The sequence below is a fragment of the Rhizobium sp. 05N430 genome, from assembly GCF_056396985.1.
Window position 1 is genome coordinate 168,928 of sequence record NZ_JBFTMO010000002.1, and the last position, 17,736, is coordinate 186,663.

The following is a 17,736-nucleotide window of genomic DNA, read 5'->3' on the forward strand; positions in this document are numbered from 1 at the left end:
ATGAAGGCCCAGCCGGCACAGGTGTGCGGCTGGGCCCTGCAAAATATTAGAGAACTGCGACGTTTTCGGCCTTGGACTTGCCGGTCTTGCGGTCCTGTCCGACTTCGAAGCTCACCTTGTCGCCTTCGCGAAGCGAGCCGCCGCGCTGCAGAGCAGACACGTGCACGAATACGTCAGCGCCACCGCTTTCCGGGGTAATGAAGCCAAAGCCCTTGTCATCGTTGAAGAATTTTACAGTACCAGTAGCCATCAGAGTTCCTTTTACTTCTCTTAGCCGTTTTCAATCGCCGCCGGAGCCTATCGCTCGCGCGCCGGCTTATCAACGGTTTACGCCTTTTTACAGGGTGTAGTTCTTTCGCAGAAGAACGGCGTTTGGTCCAGCAATCGTTTTGCGATCGGCCTCGCAAAAGCAATTTTGACGCCAAAGGCGCCTCGTGACGCCCGTCTGATTGCTTTCCAAGATATCTGTCAATCAAACATTCCTTAATCATGAATAGCTAAAATTGTAAGTCTAAAGCCAAGAATATCGGCGGCGGGTTCAACGTAAAACAATCATGACGGGAACGAGTTACTAATATGCTCTTCAAAACAACGACAGGTCGTAATCTATTCTCGATTGGCGCTTGCGGCGTCGTTGCCGTTATTGCCGCATCCGGCGTGCTTTTCTTCAGATCCTACACCGAAATACGCACAGAAAGCATGGATCAGATGCGCCAGATCGCCCGGTCCGAGGCGATTGCTGTCGAGCGCGATATTGGCGGTACCGTCCATATCGTCGATAGCCTGGACGCCGTTTTGCAGACTTTGAAGCAGACCGGCGATGCCGATCGCACCAAGGCCGACAAGATTCTCTTGAACATGCTGCAGGCCAATCCGGCAATCCTGGCGACCTGGACCGGCTGGGAGCCGGATGCCTTCGACGGCAAGGACAAGGATTTCGCCAACAAGGAAGGTTATGACCAGACCGGCCGCTATGTGCCCTACTGGGTTCGCAGCGGCACGCAGATTACCCACACCGCATTGACCGACTATGCGACGCCGGGCCCAGGCGATTATTATCAGGTTCCGTTCACGACGCGCAAAACGACCGTCGTCGAGCCCTATCCCTACACGATCGATGGCAAGGAAGTGCTGATGACCTCGGTCACCAAGCCGATCATCATCGATGGAAAGCCAGTGGGCGTCGCAGGGCTCGATCTTTCGCTTCAGGATACCAGCAAGGCGCTGTCACAGATCCAGCCAATGGGGACAGGCTTCATCGGGCTCGTCAGCGGCGGCGGCAAGATTGTCAGCCATCCGAATATTGCACTGATCGGAAAGAGCCTCGGCCAGGCAGGCGATGAGACGGCCGGATGGGACGGCCTGATCGCCAAACCCGGTGCCGAGCAGCAGCTGACGGCGAGCGATGGCACTGCTTCTCTGGCGGTCGCCGTTCCCGTCAAGCTCGGCGAGGGGCCGGACTGGTATGCGGTGATATCTGTACCGAAGGCAACGCTTTTTGCCGAGCTGAATGCAATGATCCGCGATGCGCTGATCTCGACCGGCGTCGCCGCCCTGATGCTCGGCATCGCCGGCTGGCTGATCGCGCGCCGTTTCATCGGCCGGATCTCCAATGTGATTTCCGAGACGGCCGAGATCGCCGCCGGCAAGCTCGACGTACAGATCAAGGACGCCGGTTCGAAGGATGAGATCGGCGATCTCTCCCGCTCGCTGAGCCGGCTGCTGGAGAGCAATCGACAGAAGTCCGATCTTGAAAATCAGGCTGCTGCCACGCACGCGCAGCAGGAGAAGGAGCGGGCAGAGCGCGCACGGCTGAACACGGCGCAGGAAGCCGACGTCAAATTCGCGGTCGGCGAGCTGGCGCGCGGACTTTCGAGGCTTGCAGAAGGCGACATGACGACGGTGCTCGAGCAGCCCTTCACCGCTGCTCTCGATGAGACCCGCGTCAATTTCAACGACTCGATCGTCAAGCTTCGCTCGGCGATGGTCTCTTTCTCGCAGAATGCCAATGTGATCCAGAGCGGCGCCGGCGAGGTTCGCTCCGCCGCCGATGATCTGGCGCGGCGCACGGAGCAGCAGGCAGCGTCCGTCGAGGAAACCGCAGCAGCGCTCGAACAGATCACTACTTCCGTCAAGGATTCGACCGTCCGTGCCGAAGAGGCCGGATCGATGGTCGCCCGCACAAAGGGCGACGCAGAGCGCTCGGGCGAGATCGTCCGGCGCGCTGTCGATGCCATGCATGCGATCGAGCAATCGTCGCGGTCGATCTCCAATATCATCGGCGTCATCGACGACATCGCTTTCCAGACCAATCTGCTGGCTCTCAACGCCGGCGTCGAAGCGGCGAGGGCAGGGGAGGCCGGCAAGGGCTTCGCGGTCGTCGCGCAGGAGGTTCGCGAGCTTGCCCAGCGCTCGGCCGGTGCCGCGAAGGAAATCAAGACGCTGATCGTCTCCTCTGGATCGCAGGTCAAGACTGGCGTTGATCTGGTCACCGAAACGGGCAACGCTTTATCGGCCATCGTCGGTCAGGTGCAGCAGATCGACCAGAATGTCGACGCAATCGTCAAGTCCGCGAGGGAGCAGTCGACGGGCCTTCAGGAGATCAATACCGCGGTCAACCAGATGGACCAGGCAACGCAGAAGAATGCCGCCATGGTCGAAGAATCCAACGCTGCCTGCCACACGCTGGCGACCGAAGTCGCGGCGCTGGCGGAACGTCTGGCACAATTCAAGCTGGACGATGGCACCACCGGAAACCGGCCTTACGACGTCTCGGGCAATACCCATAGAACGGCAAACGGCAGCAGGCTTCACGCGGTCGCCTCGCCGGCGCGAACGCTCTCGACAAAGCTTGCCGTTGCCTTCGGCGGATCGGGCGGGACGACGCATTCGGCCAGCAACGACTGGAAAGAGTTTTAACGCTCGCCTGCGGCGGCAGCGAGAGTGACGGAAGGGCCGCAGCGATGGATTTCGTTGCGGCCTTTTCCGTTCTGCGAGCGCGATTGGGCTTCTCGCTATAAACCGAGGCCGACGGCGGCCGTGCGATGCACGCCCTTTGGCACAAAGGAGAATGCGTCCGCCACCCCAAGATACTGGGCTGCCAGATGAACGACCGACAGCCACATTTCGGTTCCCTGCAGGCTGGCCGGGCTGCCATCGGCAAAGGCGAAACCTTCGCCGTCCTGCCAGCGGTCCACCGCTCTGGCAATAATCTTCCGGGCGATGTCTTCGGCGTCGCCACGCCGGTAATCACTCTGGCGCGCGATGAGCAGGAGAGGGTGGATCGTATCGAGAAGATTGCACGCGGTGTATTTGGAGCCGGTGAAGCCCTGATGGTTCCGGTAGTTCAGCAGCACGGTTTCAAACGCTTCGTGTGGTTTCGGAAGCGGCACGCCGAATTGTGCATAGGTTCCGCGCGTCAGGCGGTAGAAGCCGTTGACAGGCTGTAGCCAGCCTTCCGCGGCCGTCGGTTCGCCCCATACACCTGTCGCCACGTTGACATGCCGCGTCAGCCATTCGAACAGCGCTTTGCGTGGCTGGTCCACGTTGAAATATCTCGCGTTGAAATACATGGCGGTGCCGATCGCATCGATGACGCTGCCCGCGCTCCAGGCTGCGGTTTTCCAAGGCAATCCCAGGAGCCAGCGATCGAGTTCGGCGGGATCGATCTGCACGGCCTGGATTGCCTGCTGCGGATGGGAGCCCAGGACTTCGAGTGCGTAGCCGGCGGAGAGCACATTATAGAGCGCTTTCGGATCCTGCCGCAGTGCGGTGCCGGTGAAGTGTGTTCCAGCTTCCGGGAAAAGACCGGTCTCACGGTCCTGAAGGCTCCGGAGCCGCTCGATGGTCTCCGCCACATTCAGTCCGGGCGGCAGTTCGCCGAAGCCTGCAGCAATCTCGATCGCATCGCAGAGATGGCGGGCAGCCGGGCGGGCGACGCCATCAGCTTCAAGTGACAGATAGGCGTCGGCAGTTTTCCAGCGCTGAAGGATCTCCGGCCACTGATCCCGCGCCTTCTGTCCAAGCGTATGAAGATTGCCCTCGACGCTACCGGGCCGGGATGACCGGGGCGGCTGGCCTCGCATGCGGATGACCCGCGCCGGTACGCCGCCGGCGATCGCCATCGGCGGAATTTCGCCGGAAACGACAGCCCCCGCCGCAATGACAGCCCCGCTGCCGATGACGGCGCCGTCAAGCACGACAGCATTGGCGCCGATCCAGACGTCGTCTCCGATGGTGATGCCAGTCGTGGTCACCTTCTGCCGGTGGATCGGCACGCCGGGATTGTCGAAACCGTGATTGAAGCCGACGATCGACGCATGCGATGCGATCCGCACACCATTGCCGCAGGTCACCTTTCCGGAAACGCAGGCGAAGGGGTTGATGGTACAATCATCGCCAAGCACGACTGCACCGCGGACCAGCGCATGCCCCGCGATCCATGACCGCTCGCCCATCTTCAGGCTTTCTGTAAAGACCGCCGCGTGCCCGGCGATGTAGGACGTATCGGCGAATTCCGCGCCGCAGGACTTCTGCAGCGCAGTCTTTCGTTCGATATGGTCAGGATGGTCGAGGTCGGCAGCGGCACGCTCCCACGGCAGGAACTGCAGTCTGCGCGCTTCCTTGTGCTCGTCCAACGGCTGCTGCGGACTATTGCGCTGATCCATCATACTTCCCCGGTACTGCTCATCCGCCGAATATGCGCTTGCCTTCCGACATGAGCTGCTTGCCAGCGTCGGATGGCGTCATCTGCTCGAAGGCGACGCTGTCGGCAGTCGCAGTCAAAACCTGCTGCGAGAACTCGGCGGCGCCGATCGGGATTGCAGGCGGATAGGGGCCGACCCTATCCTTCAACGAAACGATGTAGTCGATCGTCTGTTTCGATACCTTGTCGCCGGTGGCGGCGACGTCGCCCTGGATCTTCGCATTCACAGGAACGCCGCGTTCGGTTCCAAGAGCATGTCCGGCATTGGTGTCGTTGACGAAGAAGTTGATGAACTTCGCAGCCGTCTCCGGCGACTTCGACCAGGGCGATATCGACCATAGCGTCGAAGGCCGGTAAAACAACCCCGAGGGACCGGACGCCTCCTGCACCGGCAGCGAGCCGATCGACATTTCCGATTTCGCCAATGCACCGTAACCGGCAAGCTGATTGGAATAGGCAAACGCCATCACGGCATTGCCGCTGGCGATCGGATTTGTTTCGATATTGCCCTTGTCGAGGGCCTGAATATCGGCGGTCACGCAGCCGCCTGCCTTCGCCAGCTGATCCCAGTAATCGAACCACTCGATCGCGTCGGCTTCCTGGAAGCCCAGCTGTCCGTCTTGCGTGAACAGTGTCTTGCCGCGCTGGCGCAGCCAGACTTCGAAGACGAAGCTGTATCGCGCGCCGTTGCCGACGGCAAAGAGGCTTGCGGAACTAACAGTCTTCTTGAAGTCGGTGCAGATCGTCTTGAACTGCTCCCAGGTCGTGGACGCCGCCGGCACCGGAACTCCGGCTTTCTCCAGCGCTGCCTTGTCGACGATCAGGGCCGCGGCGTTGAGCGATGTCGGAATGCCGGTCAGTTTTCCATCGACCGTGCCGAGATCCAGTGCGCCGGGAGCGAAATCCGTCGATTTGATGATGCTGTCGCGAAACGGCGTCAGATCTAGTGTCGCTCCGCGGCGGGAATAGTCGGCAAAGGTGACCGGCTCTAGCGCGAAGACATCCGGCACATTGCGGCCCGCGACCATGGTGCTCAGTTTCACCCAATAGTCGGAAGTGGCGACCTGTCCGGTGAATTTTGCGCCAGGTGCGGCGGCTTCGAACTGCTTGATGACCTCGCCGGTCCGTTTTGCCCTGTCCGGGTTGCCCCACCAGAACACTCTCAGCGATTCGTCCGCAGCCAGTGCCGCGGGAATGTCGATAATGGCGGCGGCAATTGCACTTGCGATAAATTCTCGACGTCTCAGCATCTTCCCCTCCCAGGTCAATGCCGCCCGCTTGATGCGGCGACCGTGCAACGATAGACGAAAAAATGGATCACGAAAGAAAAATTTCGTAACCGGAGAAAATTTCTTGAATGGTGGCGAGGTTCAACCGGCCGTGCTAATCAAGGTGCGAGGAGAACCCCTTGATGACACGCAGATCACGCATCTCTGATATTGCCGAAGCCGCAGGCGTTTCAATTGCCTCGGTGTCGAAGGCGCTGAACAACCGGTCAGGGGTCGGGATCGAGAGCCGGGAGCGAATCCTGGAGGCGGCTGCGCGCCTCGACTATCGTCACAAGACGACAGAGGTAACGGAAGCCTTTCCATCCGGCCTGGCGGTTGTGACCACGGCCGCACTTTATCTGAATTCGAAATTCTATGAGGGCGTCATTCAGGGCGCGCTCGATGCGGCAAGGGAGGGCGGCGTCGATGCCAAGGTCCATCTGCTCACGCCGGATATCGAAACGGGCAGCGTCAACGTCGAAAATCTGCTCGGTGCAGACGGCGCCTGTCTGCTTCTCGTCGGTCTCGACCATCCTGTCCTGATCGAGCAGGTAGCCAGAAGCCATGCGCCGGCGGTAATCGTCAACGGCATCGACCGGACGATGCGGCTTTCCTGCGTCCTACCCGACAACAGATCCGCCGGCTGGCTGGCGACCACAAGGCTGCTGTCGGAAGGCCATACTGAAATCGTGCATGTGAGCCGGCTGTTCCGGACGTCGCTCAAGGAACGCTTCGATGGCTTTCGCGATGCCATGCAGGAGGCCGGAATTGCCGTTGACCCCGACAGGCACCTGTTCGACTTGACGGCTGCGGGGATCCTCGAGCCTGATCTCTCGAACGCCCTGATCGATGCGATGCAGAAGGGCAGGTTCGCCAAGGCGACGGCATTCGTCTGCAGCAACGACATCATGGCGCTCGGCGTCATCGATGCGTTGCGGGCCCGCGGCAACATCATCCCGCGCGATTATTCGGTGGTCGGCATGGACGATATCTCGATCGCGCAGCACAGCACCCCGGCACTGACGACGCTTCGCATCGAGCGCGAGGAACTTGGCCGCGTCGGCTGGGATATGCTCAAGGAGAGAGCGCTGAATGCAGAAGCGCGGGTGCGCCGCGTCGGCATGTCGGTCCGGCTGATCGAACGGGGAACCGTTGGCCCGCCGCGCCACTATCTTCGTGCGCAATAGACGCTGCGCCGGTTGTTGTCCGCTGACGATACCGGGTGGTCGAGTGGTCTTTTGAGCACCCATTTTGCGAATGACGCAAAAATCAAAAATGGAATCCTTGGACTGCTCCGAAAACAGCACGATTAGTCTAGTAAAGCTGTAGACATAATTTAATTTTGGCCCAACCAATTCAACGGAGGGGCTCACTATGAAAATCTCGAGACGCGCATTTGCCGTGGCCATGGCCGGCGCAATCGCCGCTCCCCTGGTCGGGGTTCGGACCGCTACTGCAGCCGACAAGGTGGTTCGCATCGGTTACCAGAAATATGGCACCCTGGTGCTGCTCAAGGGCAAGGGTATCCTGGAGAAGAAGTTCGAGGCGATCGGCTATTCGGTCGAATGGACTGAATTCCCAGGTGGCCCGCAACTTCTCGAGGCGCTGAACGCCGGAGCCGTCGATTTCGGCTCGACCGGCGAGACGCCGCCAATCTTCGCACAGGCGGCCAATGCGCCGCTCGTCTATATCGCACACGAGCCGCCGGCCCCGCGCGGCGAAGCGATCCTCGTTCCCAAGGATAGCCCGATCAAGTCGGTTGCCGATCTGAAAGGCAAGAAGGTTGCCTTCAACAAGGGCTCGAATGTTCACTATCTGCTCGTCAAGGCGCTCGAAGAAGCCGGCCTGACCTATGCCGACGTTGAGCCGTCCTTCCTCGCTCCGGCCGATGGCCGCGCCGCTTTCGAAAAGGGCGCCGTCGATGCCTGGGTTATCTGGGATCCGTTCCAGGCGGCGGCAGAGATCGCGATCGAAGCGCGCGAGCTCAGAAACGGCGAAGGCATCGTCCCGAACCATCAGTTTTATCTCGGGACCAAAACTCTGGTCGATGGCCACAGCGCGGCGATCGATGTGGTCATCGAAGCGATTTCCGAAATCGACGACTGGACCAAGTCCGGCGTTGCTGCAGCAGCTGCCGAACTGTCGCCGTCCGTTGGTATTCCGGAACCGGTCCTCGTCCGGGCGCTGGAACGTCAGTCCTATGGCGTGAAGAGCCTGGATGCTTCTGTCGTCGCGCAGCAGCAGGCGATCGCCGACACCTTCTACGAGCTCAAGCTCATTCCGAAGAAGGTCACGATCGCCGACGCGGTGCGCGGCGGCAAAGCCTGACGGCTTATGAAAGCATGTATGGCCTCAGCCGGTGGAGTTCTCCAGCGCCATCGGCTGAAGGCAAATCGGACTATGGCGATCATCACCGCGAGCATCGCTACCGGCAGGCTGCGGGCAGTTTGCTGTAACGTTTAAGCAGTTGAAGCAAGCATGCGAGCGATCATCTTGCCCCGGTTTTCCGGAGCAAGAAAATGGCTCTGTCAGTGGCGGACGGCGAAAGCCGCTTCGAGCCGCTGCCCTTCCTCGGCGATCGCGGGCGCTGCGCTGCCCTGCAGATCCTGAAGCAGGGCATTCAGCGCCATATCCAGGCAATGGGCCGGGAATTCTGCATTGAGCTCCCTGGCATTCTCACGCGCGAAGGCAATCAGTCTTGCAAGCGAGGCCAGCTCCTTCAGCTGCTCCTCGCTCTTCGCGTTCCTGATGTCGATGACCGCATCTTCCATTGGCACACCCCATGAGATCGTTGCCGCTGCAAACGGCCACATGACGAGGCTAGTTGAACTTCCCGCAGGACGCGCGTGACACAAGCGTGACACACGTCTAGGCGTCGGAATACGCTTCGGAATTCAACCTGGAATCCGGATGCAACCATTCGGGTCATAGGCTGCGGAAATCAAAAGGCGCGGTCCGGATGGCCGCGCCTCGATGTCATCGTTTTGCTGGATCAGCGGTCAGCCGTTCAGCGGGACGCTGGAATCCGAAGCGCCCGTGTCGGCGGCAACCTCGCGGTGGCCTTCGGCCTGTGCCATCGCCTTGACGAGCGAAACGATCTTTTCGCGGATCTGCGGATCGTTGATCTTCAGAAAGGCGCGGTTGAGAGCGAGGCCCTCTTTGGAGCGGAGGAATTCTGAAACCGGATCAGCCTTCTGCGGCATCTCCAGGCCCTCGAGCGTCAGCGGCTGGTTGTCGTCCTGCTGGAAGAAATAGCTCGGCTGTGCAGACAGCACTTCGGCGATCTTCTGCAGGCGGCTGGCACCGATGCGGTTCATGCCTTTTTCATACTTCTGGACCTGCTGGAACGTCACGCCGATCTGATCGGCCAACCTTTCCTGGCTAAGGCCGAGAAGGAGCCGGCGCATTCTTACTCGGGAGCCGACATAGACGTCGATTGCATTCGGGGCCTTGGCGTTCATTTCTTTTTTCCGTTTACCGCGAGGGTCGATTGGCGTCCTTGCGGAAGACCGATCAATAGGGGGGCGCGAATAGATAGTGTATGAGCAGAGTGAAAAATTCAATCGCTACTTCTGGGGATGGACCATTCGCCGCTACGCGCTTGTGTATATAGTACCAATGGGTGGCACTTGGCCCCGTCTGAAGCGCATTCGCTGCTTCTGAGCCAGGCCTCGATCGCTTCGGCAGCAGGGCTTCCAAGGCTCAAGAGATCGCAGAGGACGATCAGTGGATTGGCAAGATCGAGCCCGTGGGCGCGCCTGGCGTGGAGCCAGCTGGCGGCATCCGCCGAAATCACGATCGCGAGATTGCCGGGCGCTTTGACCGGCGCGGCCCTGAGATGGGCGAGCAGGTCGGCGATGTCGACCGACGGCGAAAGCCTGATCTGCAACTCCGGCACATCGCTGCGCCTGCCGAGATAATAGCTCGAAGCGTAGCGCCCGGTAATCGCATAGCCGATATCATGCGTACGGCAGAATCCATCGAGCCGCTGCGGCAGAGATGTGAGGGCATCGGCGGGAACGGCGTAGTGCTGCCAGCGCGGGCTTGTTGCCGCCGCCGTTGTTTTCACCGTATCGATGATCGCCCGCGAATTATCGACGGCGTAGCGGTGGCTGCGGCCACGGGCCTGCGGAACGAGCCAGCCCAGCTGCACGGCATCGGAAATGGCACTGCGCGCCGCGGTCGCCGAAACGCCGGCGGCAGCGCCGAGTTGCGACGCTTCGAAGCTTTCGTTTCGCAGATGCCAAAGGGCGCAGAGAAGGCTGAGCTTCCGGCTTCCGAAACCCTGAATTTTCCGGTCTGCCATGTCCGCTGGAAAGCTGCCCGGTACAATCTCGTTGCTGCCTTCACGCAGGATGGCCCATCCCGCATCCTGTAACACAGCGGCAAGCGGAGATGCGGCAAGCGCGGTGACCAGAACAGGCGTCGCATCCACCCGCGCAAGCGCCGTGGCAACGCGCCGCGCTTTCGCCTTGAGAGCCGGCCAGTCGGTGATCGCCGCCTGAGTCTCGCGCACGAAGAACAGCCTGATCCGCCGGCCGGATATCTCCAGTTCGGGAAAGCCAGCAGCCGACGTCAGGTCGGCTTTCGTCGACAACAGGATCGTCTCCGATTCGCCGATGGGTGCGATCGCCGGCCGCGGAGGCATCATGTCACTGCGTGTCGCCGGGTAGCGGCGCTGCCGGATCGATCAACCCCTGATCGCGCAAATCCGACCACAGGCCCGCCGGGATCAGCCACGCGAGGTAGTCGAGATTCTGTTCGAGTTCTTCGACCGAGCGGGCGCCGGGTATGACGCTGACGACAAGCTTGTGGGCCAGCGGAAACTGAAGTGCGGCAGCGGCAAGCGGCACCTTATGTCTTTCGCAGACGGAGCTCAGCCGGGCAACGCGATCCAGAACCTCCTGCGGCGCATTGCGCGTATTGAAGGTCGCGCCGTTGACGGCGCCGGTTGCCAGAATTCCCGAATTGTAGGGGCCGCCAATGACGAGCTTCGTGCCCTTGCGCTCGCAGGCGGGAAACAGTGTCGCCAGCGGCTCCTGTTCCAGAAGCGTGTAACGGCCGGCCAGCAGGAAGTAGTCGAACTGACCCGCTTCGACGAAATCGGACAGCATTTGCCACTGGTTGATGCCGACGCCGATCGCCTTGATGACACCCTGCGATCTGAGCTCGTCGAGTGCCGGATAGGCGCCGTCCATCGCTTCCTTGAAGCGGCTGCGGGCGCGCGGATCCTCACCCTTGGCGAAGTGGATCGCCTCGTCCGGATCGTGGATCGCCAGCATGTCGATATAATCAGTGCCGAGGCGCTTCAGTGAGCCCTCGATCGACCGGAAGACGGCATCGCGCGAATAGTCGAAATCGGCGCGAAAAGGCGGCGCCTCGTCCCAGAGAACAGGTTTGACCTCGCTGTCGGGGATCGGCACCAGATCGTAGCCGACTTTGGACGAGATGACGATTTCGCTGCGCGGCAGCGTGCGGATCGCTTCGCCAAGCCGGGTCTCCGCCAGGCCGAAGCCATAGACCGGTGCCGTATCGAAGTAGCGCAAGCCCTTCTCGAAAGCAGCGTGAACGGTGTCATGCGCCACTTGCGGGTCGGTCGCGCGGTACATGTTGCCAAGGCCGGTCCCTCCCAGGCCCATGACGGTAACCTCAGGCCCATTCCCGCTGACGCTTCTCTTCTCCACTTTTGGCATTGATTTTCCTGACACTTCTTCGCTCGATCGTCTGATGTGATGCGGGGCTTCGCGCCTTCCTGCGTTACCTCGCCATAACATACTGACATATAATTTGTCGTACAACAATGTAACCGGACGAATGAAATCTTGTGGGTGAATTGGGATAGCGCGGCGACGCTTGGTTTGCCGGTCATTGATGGTGGTGTCGCGATATTATCGGTGACTGAGCCGGGAGCCAGACGCTCTCAGGTCAAAAAATGCACAGGCGTGCAAAAAGTGGGTTTTTTGTCATTGGGGTGTCATCCACCACGGATAGCTAGGCTTTCGAAGGCCTCTCGGAATGAGGCCCAAGGAAGAGGAGAAGGTCATGAACAGACGCGAATTTCTAGTCACTTCGTCGGCGGTGGCGGGCCTTCTGGCGATGCCGCGCTTTGCGTTTGCAGCTGGAGAGACGATTGATCTCTACAGTGGCTCTGACGCCAACATTATCGATTTCTGGAGCAACATCGTCGTTCCGGCGTTTTCGAAGGCCCATCCGGAGCTGGCCATCAAGGTCACGGACGCCGGCGACAATACTGGTCTGCGCGCCATCGCCGATCGCGGTCTGGCCGCGCTGAAGACCAAGACCGATCCGCAGGCCGACATTTTCGAACATTTCGACCCGCGCCTTCCGGCAGGCGGTATCGACGCCGGTCTCTGGGTGAAGTTCTCGGCTGAGAACATCGAAGGCCTCGACCACGTCAACCCGCTGAGCGTCGATAGCGAATACTCGCTTCCCTATCGCGGCTCGCAGGTTCTGCTGGCCTATGACACCACCAAGCTCGACCCGAAGAACGCGCCGAAGACCTGGGAACAGCTGACGGCCTGGATCAAGGCCAACCCCGGCCAGTTCATCTACAACCGTCCCGACAAGGGCGGTTCTGGCGGTAACTTCGTCCGCCGCGCCATTCATGAAGCCAATGGCCGCGACCCCAGCAAGTTCACGGTCGACAACTTCACCGCCGACTACGCCAACCAGACGCTGACTGCGGCTTGGAAGCTTCTCACTGATCTCGCTCCCTCGCTCTACGAAAAGGGCGCCTACACCGCCGGCAACACGCAGTCGATCCAGCTGCTCGCACAGGGCGTCGTCACCATGACGCCTGTCTGGTCGGATCAGATTCTGCAGGCAATCTCGCAGGGCGTGCTGCCCGAGACGACCGGCCTCGTCCAGCTAAGCGATCTCGCGCTCTGCGGTGGTTTCTCGCGCATGACTGTCTTCTCGAACGGCGCCCATAAGGATGCCGCTCTCAAGCTCGCCTCGTTCCTGCTCAGCAAGGAAATCCAGGAATCCATCATCACTGAGATCGGCGGCTTCCCGGGCGTATCCTGGGATCACATTTCGGACGACCTCCGCAAGAAGTATGCTGACGTCATCCCGACGACCATTCCGACCTTCCCGAGTGGCGATTGGGAAACCAGCATCAACGACGGTTGGTACCGCAATGTAGCGCCGAACATCAGCCGTACCTGATGCGCAGACGGATACCGGTAAATTCGCCGGCGCGCGATGGCGCGCCGGCCAAGAGTGCCTCGGCGGGGCTGCTTCTGGTCGCCCTGCCGGTTCTTCTGCTCGGCTGGCTTATCGTCTATCCGATCATCTCGGCCGTCATGGGTACGATCTTCGTGCGCCAGGTGGACGGAACTTCGCAGTTCTCACTGGCTTCCTATCAGTTCTTCTTCACCGACAGCTACAGCCTTGCCAATCTCTGGGTAACGCTTTGGACGACTTTCGTCTGCGGCGTGCTGCTTGTCGTCATCGGATTGCCGATTGCGCTTTATCTTCGCTTCTCCCAGGGCCGCCTTGCCGGCTATGTGCAGGGTCTTGCGATCTTCCCGATGTTCGTGCCGTCGATCATTCTCTCCTACGCGCTGATCCGCACCATCGGCCCGAATGGTACCGTCGATATCCTCCTCAACGCCGTCGGTCTGCCGAAGCTGCCATCGCCATATCTGACACCCTGGGGGCCGGTGATCGGCCTCGTATGGGATAATCTGCCGCTGACCGTGCTGATGTTGACGGCTGGGCTCAGCAGCATCTCGAAAAGCTCGATCGAGGCCGCGCGTGATGTCGGCGCCAAGCCTTTGCGCGTCTTCATCTCGATCATCATGCCGCGCATGGGTAACTCCCTGCTGGTGACCGCATCCTTCGCCGTTCTCGGCATCTTCTCGTCCTTCACGCTGCCCTATGTTCTCGGTCCCGCTTCGCCCGAGATGATGGGGCCGTTCATGCAGCGCACCTTCTCCGACATGAACGATCCGCTGAACGCACTGACGCAGGCGGTTATCTCCTTCGCCTTCTGCCTGGTCTTCGGGATCTTCTACGTTCGCTCGATCGCCAGGAACCGGGAGGGCCGCCGATGACACCCGTCGAGAACACCGCTTCACGCGCCAGGATCGATTGGACCGGGATCTGCTTCGCAGTCCTTCTGACGCTATTTATCGCGCTGCCGCTGGTCGTCGTCGGTACCTGGGCCTTTACCGAAGTCTGGCGCTATCCCTCCGTCATTCCGCAGCAGTTCGGCCTGCGCTTCTGGCATCAGACGCTGTCGCGTGCCGATGTCTGGGATGCGCTGACGCTGAGCCTGCGGCTGACGGCAACCGTCACCATCCTTTCGGCGATCATCTGCCTTCCGGCGGCCTATGCCTTTGCGCGGATGAAATTTCCGGGCCGCAACATCCTCTTCCTGTCCTTCCTCGCATCGCATGCCTTTCCGAAATTCGGCCTGCTGGTGGCGATCGCCGGCATCTTCCTGCAGTTGGGGCTGATCAGCACCTTCTGGGGTGTCGTGCTGATCCAGCTCGTCGGCACGCTGATGCTGATGATCTGGATTCCGGTCGCGGCGTTCCAGAATGTCGATCGCCGTATGGAAGAGGCGGCGCGGGACGCGGGCGCCACGCCGCTTCGGGTGTTCTGGTCGATCACCCTGCCGCAGGCGGGGCCGACGATCGCCGCCGCCCTGCTTTTGACCTTCGTCGGCACCTTCTACGAAACCGAAGGCGCCTGGCTGATCGGCGCCCCCGAAATCCGCACTATGCCGGTGCTGATGATCACCTTCATCAACAACCAGATCGTCGTTCAGTACGGCGCTGTGCTTTCGGTGATGCTTTGGGTGCCGTCCTTCATTGCCTTGATGTTTGCCCGCCGCGTCATCGGCACGGGTGCATTCGCCCGGGGCTTCGGTGCATAGTATGATCGGGTTCTGCCCGAAGAGAGGCTGCCAATGGCACGTTTGACGATCAACGGCGTTTCGAAGAGCTTCGGCACGTCTTTCGCCGTGCGCGATTTCTCGCTCGATGTCGAAGACGGCGAGCTGGTCTGCCTTCTCGGCCCCTCCGGCTCCGGCAAGTCGACGCTGCTTCGCATGATCGGCGGCTTCGAGCGCCCGACGGGCGGTTCGATCCTAATCGACGCCAAGGACGTGACCGGCCTGCCGCCGGAAAAGCGTCCCACCGGCATGGTGTTCCAGAGCCACGCCTTGTGGACGCATATGGATGTCTTCAACAACATCGCCTTCGGCCTGAAGCTGCGGCATCTGCCGAAGGCGGAGATCCGCGACCGCGTCGAAGGTGCCCTTGAGCTTGTCGGCCTGTCCAACTACGGCCAGCGCCAGACCACGCAGCTCTCCGGTGGCCAGCAGCAGCGTGTCGCGCTGGCCCGTTCGCTGGTGCTGCAACCGAAGATCCTGTTGCTCGACGAACCCTTCGCCAGCCTCGACCAGCATCTGCGCGAGCGTCTGCGCGAAGAGGTCAAGGATATCCAGCAGCGTCTCGGCATCACCACACTGTTCGTCACCCACGGTCAGGACGAGGCGCTGGCGCTGGCTGACCGCATCGTCGTCATGCGCGACGGTGGCACCGAGCAGATCGCGCCACCAGACGTCATCTATCGCGAGCCGCAGACAGCCTTCGTCGCCGGTTTCATCGGCTCGATGAATTTCGTCCGCACGGCTGTCAAGAACGGCGTCAGCGAGCACCCGGCCTTTCCGCTTGCCGTACCGGTCGGCGATGGTGAGGTGGAGATCGCCTTCCGGCCCGAGGCGCTTTCGCTTTCGCTCTCAGAGAAGAAAGCAGCGTCGGTCCACCGCACCATCGACTTCGGGACCCATAAGCTTGTCGATATCGACCTCATCGACGGTAGCCGGCTGAAATCGATGACCGCGCCAGATGCCAACTGGGCGAAGGGCAGTCTGGTCGAGCCCAAGGTTGCAGCCTACTTCGCATTCCGCGATAACGGCCTCGTCTATCAATCGCCGCAAGCCGGCCATCAGGGACAGAAGCAGGTATTCGGTCATGTCTGATACCACGGGCGTCGCAATCAAGGCTGATGGGCATCTCACCTGGCTGAAATGGCATCGCGGCCACCGATATGCCGGTGACATCTCCTTCACACGCCAGCGGATCGCCGAGGGCATGGCGCTCGGTGCAAGCGTCGAGATCGATCTCGTCTGTTTCGCGGGTGATGGCTTTGCTGTCCTGCACGACGACGTGCTGCATCCGGCAACGACAGGCGAGGGCGTTGTTGCCGATGCCTCGGCCGACTATCTCCGCGGCCTCTATCTCCGCGACCACGAAGGCCAGCCGACCGGTAATCCGGTCATGCTGATAGATGATCTCGGCCGTCTGCTGGAGGAGATCGATTGCCATCCGGATGCGGTCCTGCAACTGGATCTGAAGGAATATTCTGTCCGCATCAGCGAAGCCGACGTTGCTGCCTTTGCGAGGGCGATCGCGCCGGTGGCGAAATCCGTCATTCTCTCAGGCGGTGACGCCGTGGCCGTGGAGCGCCTGTCGCGCGCTGTCCCAGATATGCCTGTCGGCTACGACCCATGCCATGACGGCGCAATCGAGCGGCTGATGGAAAACCGCGATTTCGCGGGCTTCGTCGCTGGCGCGCTTGCGGCCTCGCCAAAGGCCACGATGATCTATCTGCATCACAAGCTGGTGCTGTTTGCCGATGCGGCGGGTTTCGACATGATCGGCGCATTTCATCAGGAAGGCCGGACGATCGACGCCTATACGATCAATCGCGCCATCCCCGATATCCTGCCCGATGTTCGCCGCCTGTTGGTGCTGAAGGCCGACCAGATCACCACGGATGACCCGGTTGGCCTTGAGACGCTGATCGCCTCCGGTCACTAGCCTTCGCGAAAGCCATCGACCAGCCAGGAGTGTACCGCTGCGTTGGCCGCAAGGATGTCGCCGTTGGCCGTCACCGGGCCGCCGGAGAAGGCGGAGACATTGCCGCCTGCCTCTTCGACCAGCAATGCCGAGGCGCCGTAGTCGTGCAGCGACAGGCCATCCTCGAAGAAGCCATCGAGGCGGCCGCAGGCCACATAGGCGATCGAGAGCGCCGCCGAGCCGAGCCGCCTCACGCCGGCCGTCTCATCCATCAGCCGCTGCAATGCCGAGAGATAGGTTTCCTTCCTGACCGCCTTGACCTGGCCGGGAACGGGAAGGCCGGCGCCGATCAGGACATTCTCGATATCGCCATTGTCGATGCAGCTGATCTTCTCGCCGTTGAGATAGGCACCCTGTCCGGCATCGGCGCTGAAGAGCTCGTCCAGCATCGCGTCGTAGACGACGCCGGCGACGACCTTGCCATGTTCGGCAATCGAGATGGTCATGCCGAAATGGGGTATTCCCCACGCATAATTCGTCGTGCCATCGATCGGATCGATGTAGATCACTGGCGTATCCGGGCCGGCGTCGCGATTGCCGACGGCCTCTTCGCCCTGGATGGCGTAATCCGGAAATGCCCTGACCATCTCGTCGACAATGATCCGCTCAACCGCGACGTCGATCTCCGTCTGATAGTCTCTGGGAGCCTTCGCCAGCATCTCGTTGACACGGCGGCGTTTCAGGGAGGAACGGGCGAGCGTGCCGGCCTTGAAAACGGCTTCTGCCAAGAGCCTGAGACGGCTCGATGCCGCGGGATGGAGTCGGTCGGCAACGTCGGGAATTGTCATGGAAACCTGGAAAGTGATTCACATTTGGAGACCTGAGGCATCGCAAAGGCACATTACGCTTTTATGACGAAACGCCTGCC

The 17,736-nt window shown here is 60.9% G+C and carries 16 protein-coding genes; 8 read left to right on the top strand and 8 right to left on the bottom strand.

Annotation, left to right across the window (positions count from 1 at the left end):
* Positions 1-46 precede the first annotated feature (46 nt).
* A complete protein-coding gene (locus AC1DJO_RS04660; RefSeq protein ID WP_112388787.1) occupies positions 47-250 on the bottom strand; it encodes a cold-shock protein in 204 nt (67 codons plus the stop codon).
* A 326-nt stretch (positions 251-576) separates the two neighbouring features.
* Here AC1DJO_RS04660 and AC1DJO_RS04665 point away from each other — a divergent pair, with 326 nt between their 5' ends.
* Positions 577-2,919, top strand: a complete 2,343-nt coding sequence (locus AC1DJO_RS04665; protein ID WP_477969463.1) for a methyl-accepting chemotaxis protein — start codon at positions 577-579, stop codon at positions 2,917-2,919.
* A 95-nt stretch (positions 2,920-3,014) separates the two neighbouring features.
* On the opposite strand, the gene AC1DJO_RS04670 is transcribed toward AC1DJO_RS04665, so the two are convergent.
* On the bottom strand, positions 3,015-4,667 hold the full coding sequence (locus AC1DJO_RS04670) for an acyltransferase (protein WP_477969465.1): 1,653 nt from the start codon (positions 4,665-4,667) through the stop codon (positions 3,015-3,017).
* A gap of 19 nt (positions 4,668-4,686) precedes the next feature.
* The gene (locus AC1DJO_RS04675; protein WP_477969467.1) at positions 4,687-5,955 is read right to left on the bottom strand and encodes an ABC transporter substrate-binding protein; all 1,269 of its coding nucleotides are present in this window, start codon (positions 5,953-5,955) and stop codon (positions 4,687-4,689) included.
* 161 nt (positions 5,956-6,116) lie between these two features.
* Between AC1DJO_RS04675 and AC1DJO_RS04680 the strand changes: the two genes are divergently transcribed.
* Entirely contained in the window at positions 6,117-7,160 is a 1,044-nt protein-coding gene (locus tag AC1DJO_RS04680) for a LacI family DNA-binding transcriptional regulator (protein ID WP_477969469.1), read from the top strand.
* A 187-nt stretch (positions 7,161-7,347) separates the two neighbouring features.
* Complete coding sequence (locus AC1DJO_RS04685) at positions 7,348-8,301, top strand: sulfonate ABC transporter substrate-binding protein (RefSeq protein ID WP_477969471.1); 954 nt, start codon at positions 7,348-7,350, stop codon at positions 8,299-8,301.
* 200 nt (positions 8,302-8,501) lie between these two features.
* Here AC1DJO_RS04685 and AC1DJO_RS04690 read toward each other — a convergent pair whose 3' ends face one another.
* The 4 genes from AC1DJO_RS04690 to AC1DJO_RS04705 all read right to left on the bottom strand — a co-directional run bounded on the left by AC1DJO_RS04690 (position 8,502) and on the right by AC1DJO_RS04705 (position 11,666).
* Entirely contained in the window at positions 8,502-8,744 is a 243-nt protein-coding gene (locus AC1DJO_RS04690) for a hypothetical protein (protein ID WP_112514430.1), read from the bottom strand.
* A gap of 228 nt (positions 8,745-8,972) precedes the next feature.
* Positions 8,973-9,434, bottom strand: coding sequence for a helix-turn-helix domain-containing protein (locus AC1DJO_RS04695; protein ID WP_112514431.1), 462 nt, complete (start codon positions 9,432-9,434; stop codon positions 8,973-8,975).
* Positions 9,435-9,532: 98 nt separating this feature from the next.
* Entirely contained in the window at positions 9,533-10,570 is a 1,038-nt protein-coding gene (locus tag AC1DJO_RS04700) for a hypothetical protein (RefSeq protein WP_477969473.1), read from the bottom strand.
* Between the two features lie 55 nt (positions 10,571-10,625).
* A complete protein-coding gene (locus AC1DJO_RS04705; protein ID WP_477969475.1) occupies positions 10,626-11,666 on the bottom strand; it encodes an aldo/keto reductase in 1,041 nt (346 codons plus the stop codon).
* Between the two features lie 349 nt (positions 11,667-12,015).
* Between AC1DJO_RS04705 and AC1DJO_RS04710 the strand changes: the two genes are divergently transcribed.
* The 5 genes from AC1DJO_RS04710 to AC1DJO_RS04730 are packed head-to-tail and all read left to right on the top strand — an operon-like array spanning position 12,016 to position 16,829.
* Positions 12,016-13,161: an extracellular solute-binding protein gene (locus AC1DJO_RS04710; protein WP_477969477.1), complete on the top strand. Its 1,146-nt coding sequence runs from the start codon at positions 12,016-12,018 to the stop codon at positions 13,159-13,161.
* On the top strand, positions 13,161-14,051 hold the full coding sequence (locus AC1DJO_RS04715; RefSeq protein WP_477969479.1) for an ABC transporter permease: 891 nt from the start codon (positions 13,161-13,163) through the stop codon (positions 14,049-14,051). The genes AC1DJO_RS04710 and AC1DJO_RS04715 overlap by 1 nt, the downstream gene beginning before the upstream one ends.
* The gene (locus AC1DJO_RS04720) at positions 14,048-14,878 is read left to right on the top strand and encodes an ABC transporter permease (protein WP_477969481.1); all 831 of its coding nucleotides are present in this window, start codon (positions 14,048-14,050) and stop codon (positions 14,876-14,878) included. The genes AC1DJO_RS04715 and AC1DJO_RS04720 overlap by 4 nt, the downstream gene beginning before the upstream one ends.
* Positions 14,879-14,911: 33 nt before the next feature.
* The gene (locus tag AC1DJO_RS04725) at positions 14,912-15,988 is read left to right on the top strand and encodes an ABC transporter ATP-binding protein (protein ID WP_477969483.1); all 1,077 of its coding nucleotides are present in this window, start codon (positions 14,912-14,914) and stop codon (positions 15,986-15,988) included.
* Positions 15,981-16,829, top strand: coding sequence for a glycerophosphodiester phosphodiesterase (locus AC1DJO_RS04730; RefSeq protein WP_477969485.1), 849 nt, complete (start codon positions 15,981-15,983; stop codon positions 16,827-16,829). Before AC1DJO_RS04725 ends, AC1DJO_RS04730 begins: the two co-directional genes overlap by 8 nt.
* On the opposite strand, the gene AC1DJO_RS04735 is transcribed toward AC1DJO_RS04730, so the two are convergent.
* Positions 16,826-17,656: an inositol monophosphatase family protein gene (locus AC1DJO_RS04735; RefSeq protein ID WP_477969487.1), complete on the bottom strand. Its 831-nt coding sequence runs from the start codon at positions 17,654-17,656 to the stop codon at positions 16,826-16,828. The two genes, AC1DJO_RS04730 and AC1DJO_RS04735, sit on opposite strands and share 4 nt — an antisense overlap.
* Positions 17,657-17,736: the final 80 nt, after the last annotated feature.

Bases quoted from the DNA above. Each gene is read 5' to 3' on its own strand.
- AC1DJO_RS04705 (WP_477969475.1), bottom strand. From the start codon at position 11,666: ATGCCAAAAGTGGAGAAGAGAAGCGTCAGCGGGAATGGGCCTGAGGTT.
- AC1DJO_RS04665 (WP_477969463.1), top strand. From the start codon at position 577: ATGCTCTTCAAAACAACGACAGGTCGTAATCTATTCTCGATTGGCGCT.
- AC1DJO_RS04680 (WP_477969469.1), top strand. From the start codon at position 6,117: ATGACACGCAGATCACGCATCTCTGATATTGCCGAAGCCGCAGGCGTT.
- AC1DJO_RS04715 (WP_477969479.1), top strand. From the start codon at position 13,161: ATGCGCAGACGGATACCGGTAAATTCGCCGGCGCGCGATGGCGCGCCG.
- AC1DJO_RS04730 (WP_477969485.1), top strand. From the start codon at position 15,981: ATGTCTGATACCACGGGCGTCGCAATCAAGGCTGATGGGCATCTCACC.
- AC1DJO_RS04720 (WP_477969481.1), top strand. From the start codon at position 14,048: ATGACACCCGTCGAGAACACCGCTTCACGCGCCAGGATCGATTGGACC.
- AC1DJO_RS04685 (WP_477969471.1), top strand. From the start codon at position 7,348: ATGAAAATCTCGAGACGCGCATTTGCCGTGGCCATGGCCGGCGCAATC.
- AC1DJO_RS04725 (WP_477969483.1), top strand. From the start codon at position 14,912: ATGGCACGTTTGACGATCAACGGCGTTTCGAAGAGCTTCGGCACGTCT.
- AC1DJO_RS04735 (WP_477969487.1), bottom strand. From the start codon at position 17,656: ATGACAATTCCCGACGTTGCCGACCGACTCCATCCCGCGGCATCGAGC.
- AC1DJO_RS04670 (WP_477969465.1), bottom strand. From the start codon at position 4,667: ATGGATCAGCGCAATAGTCCGCAGCAGCCGTTGGACGAGCACAAGGAA.
- AC1DJO_RS04675 (WP_477969467.1), bottom strand. From the start codon at position 5,955: ATGCTGAGACGTCGAGAATTTATCGCAAGTGCAATTGCCGCCGCCATT.
- AC1DJO_RS04695 (WP_112514431.1), bottom strand. From the start codon at position 9,434: ATGAACGCCAAGGCCCCGAATGCAATCGACGTCTATGTCGGCTCCCGA.
- AC1DJO_RS04710 (WP_477969477.1), top strand. From the start codon at position 12,016: ATGAACAGACGCGAATTTCTAGTCACTTCGTCGGCGGTGGCGGGCCTT.
- AC1DJO_RS04660 (WP_112388787.1), bottom strand. From the start codon at position 250: ATGGCTACTGGTACTGTAAAATTCTTCAACGATGACAAGGGCTTTGGC.
- AC1DJO_RS04690 (WP_112514430.1), bottom strand. From the start codon at position 8,744: ATGGAAGATGCGGTCATCGACATCAGGAACGCGAAGAGCGAGGAGCAG.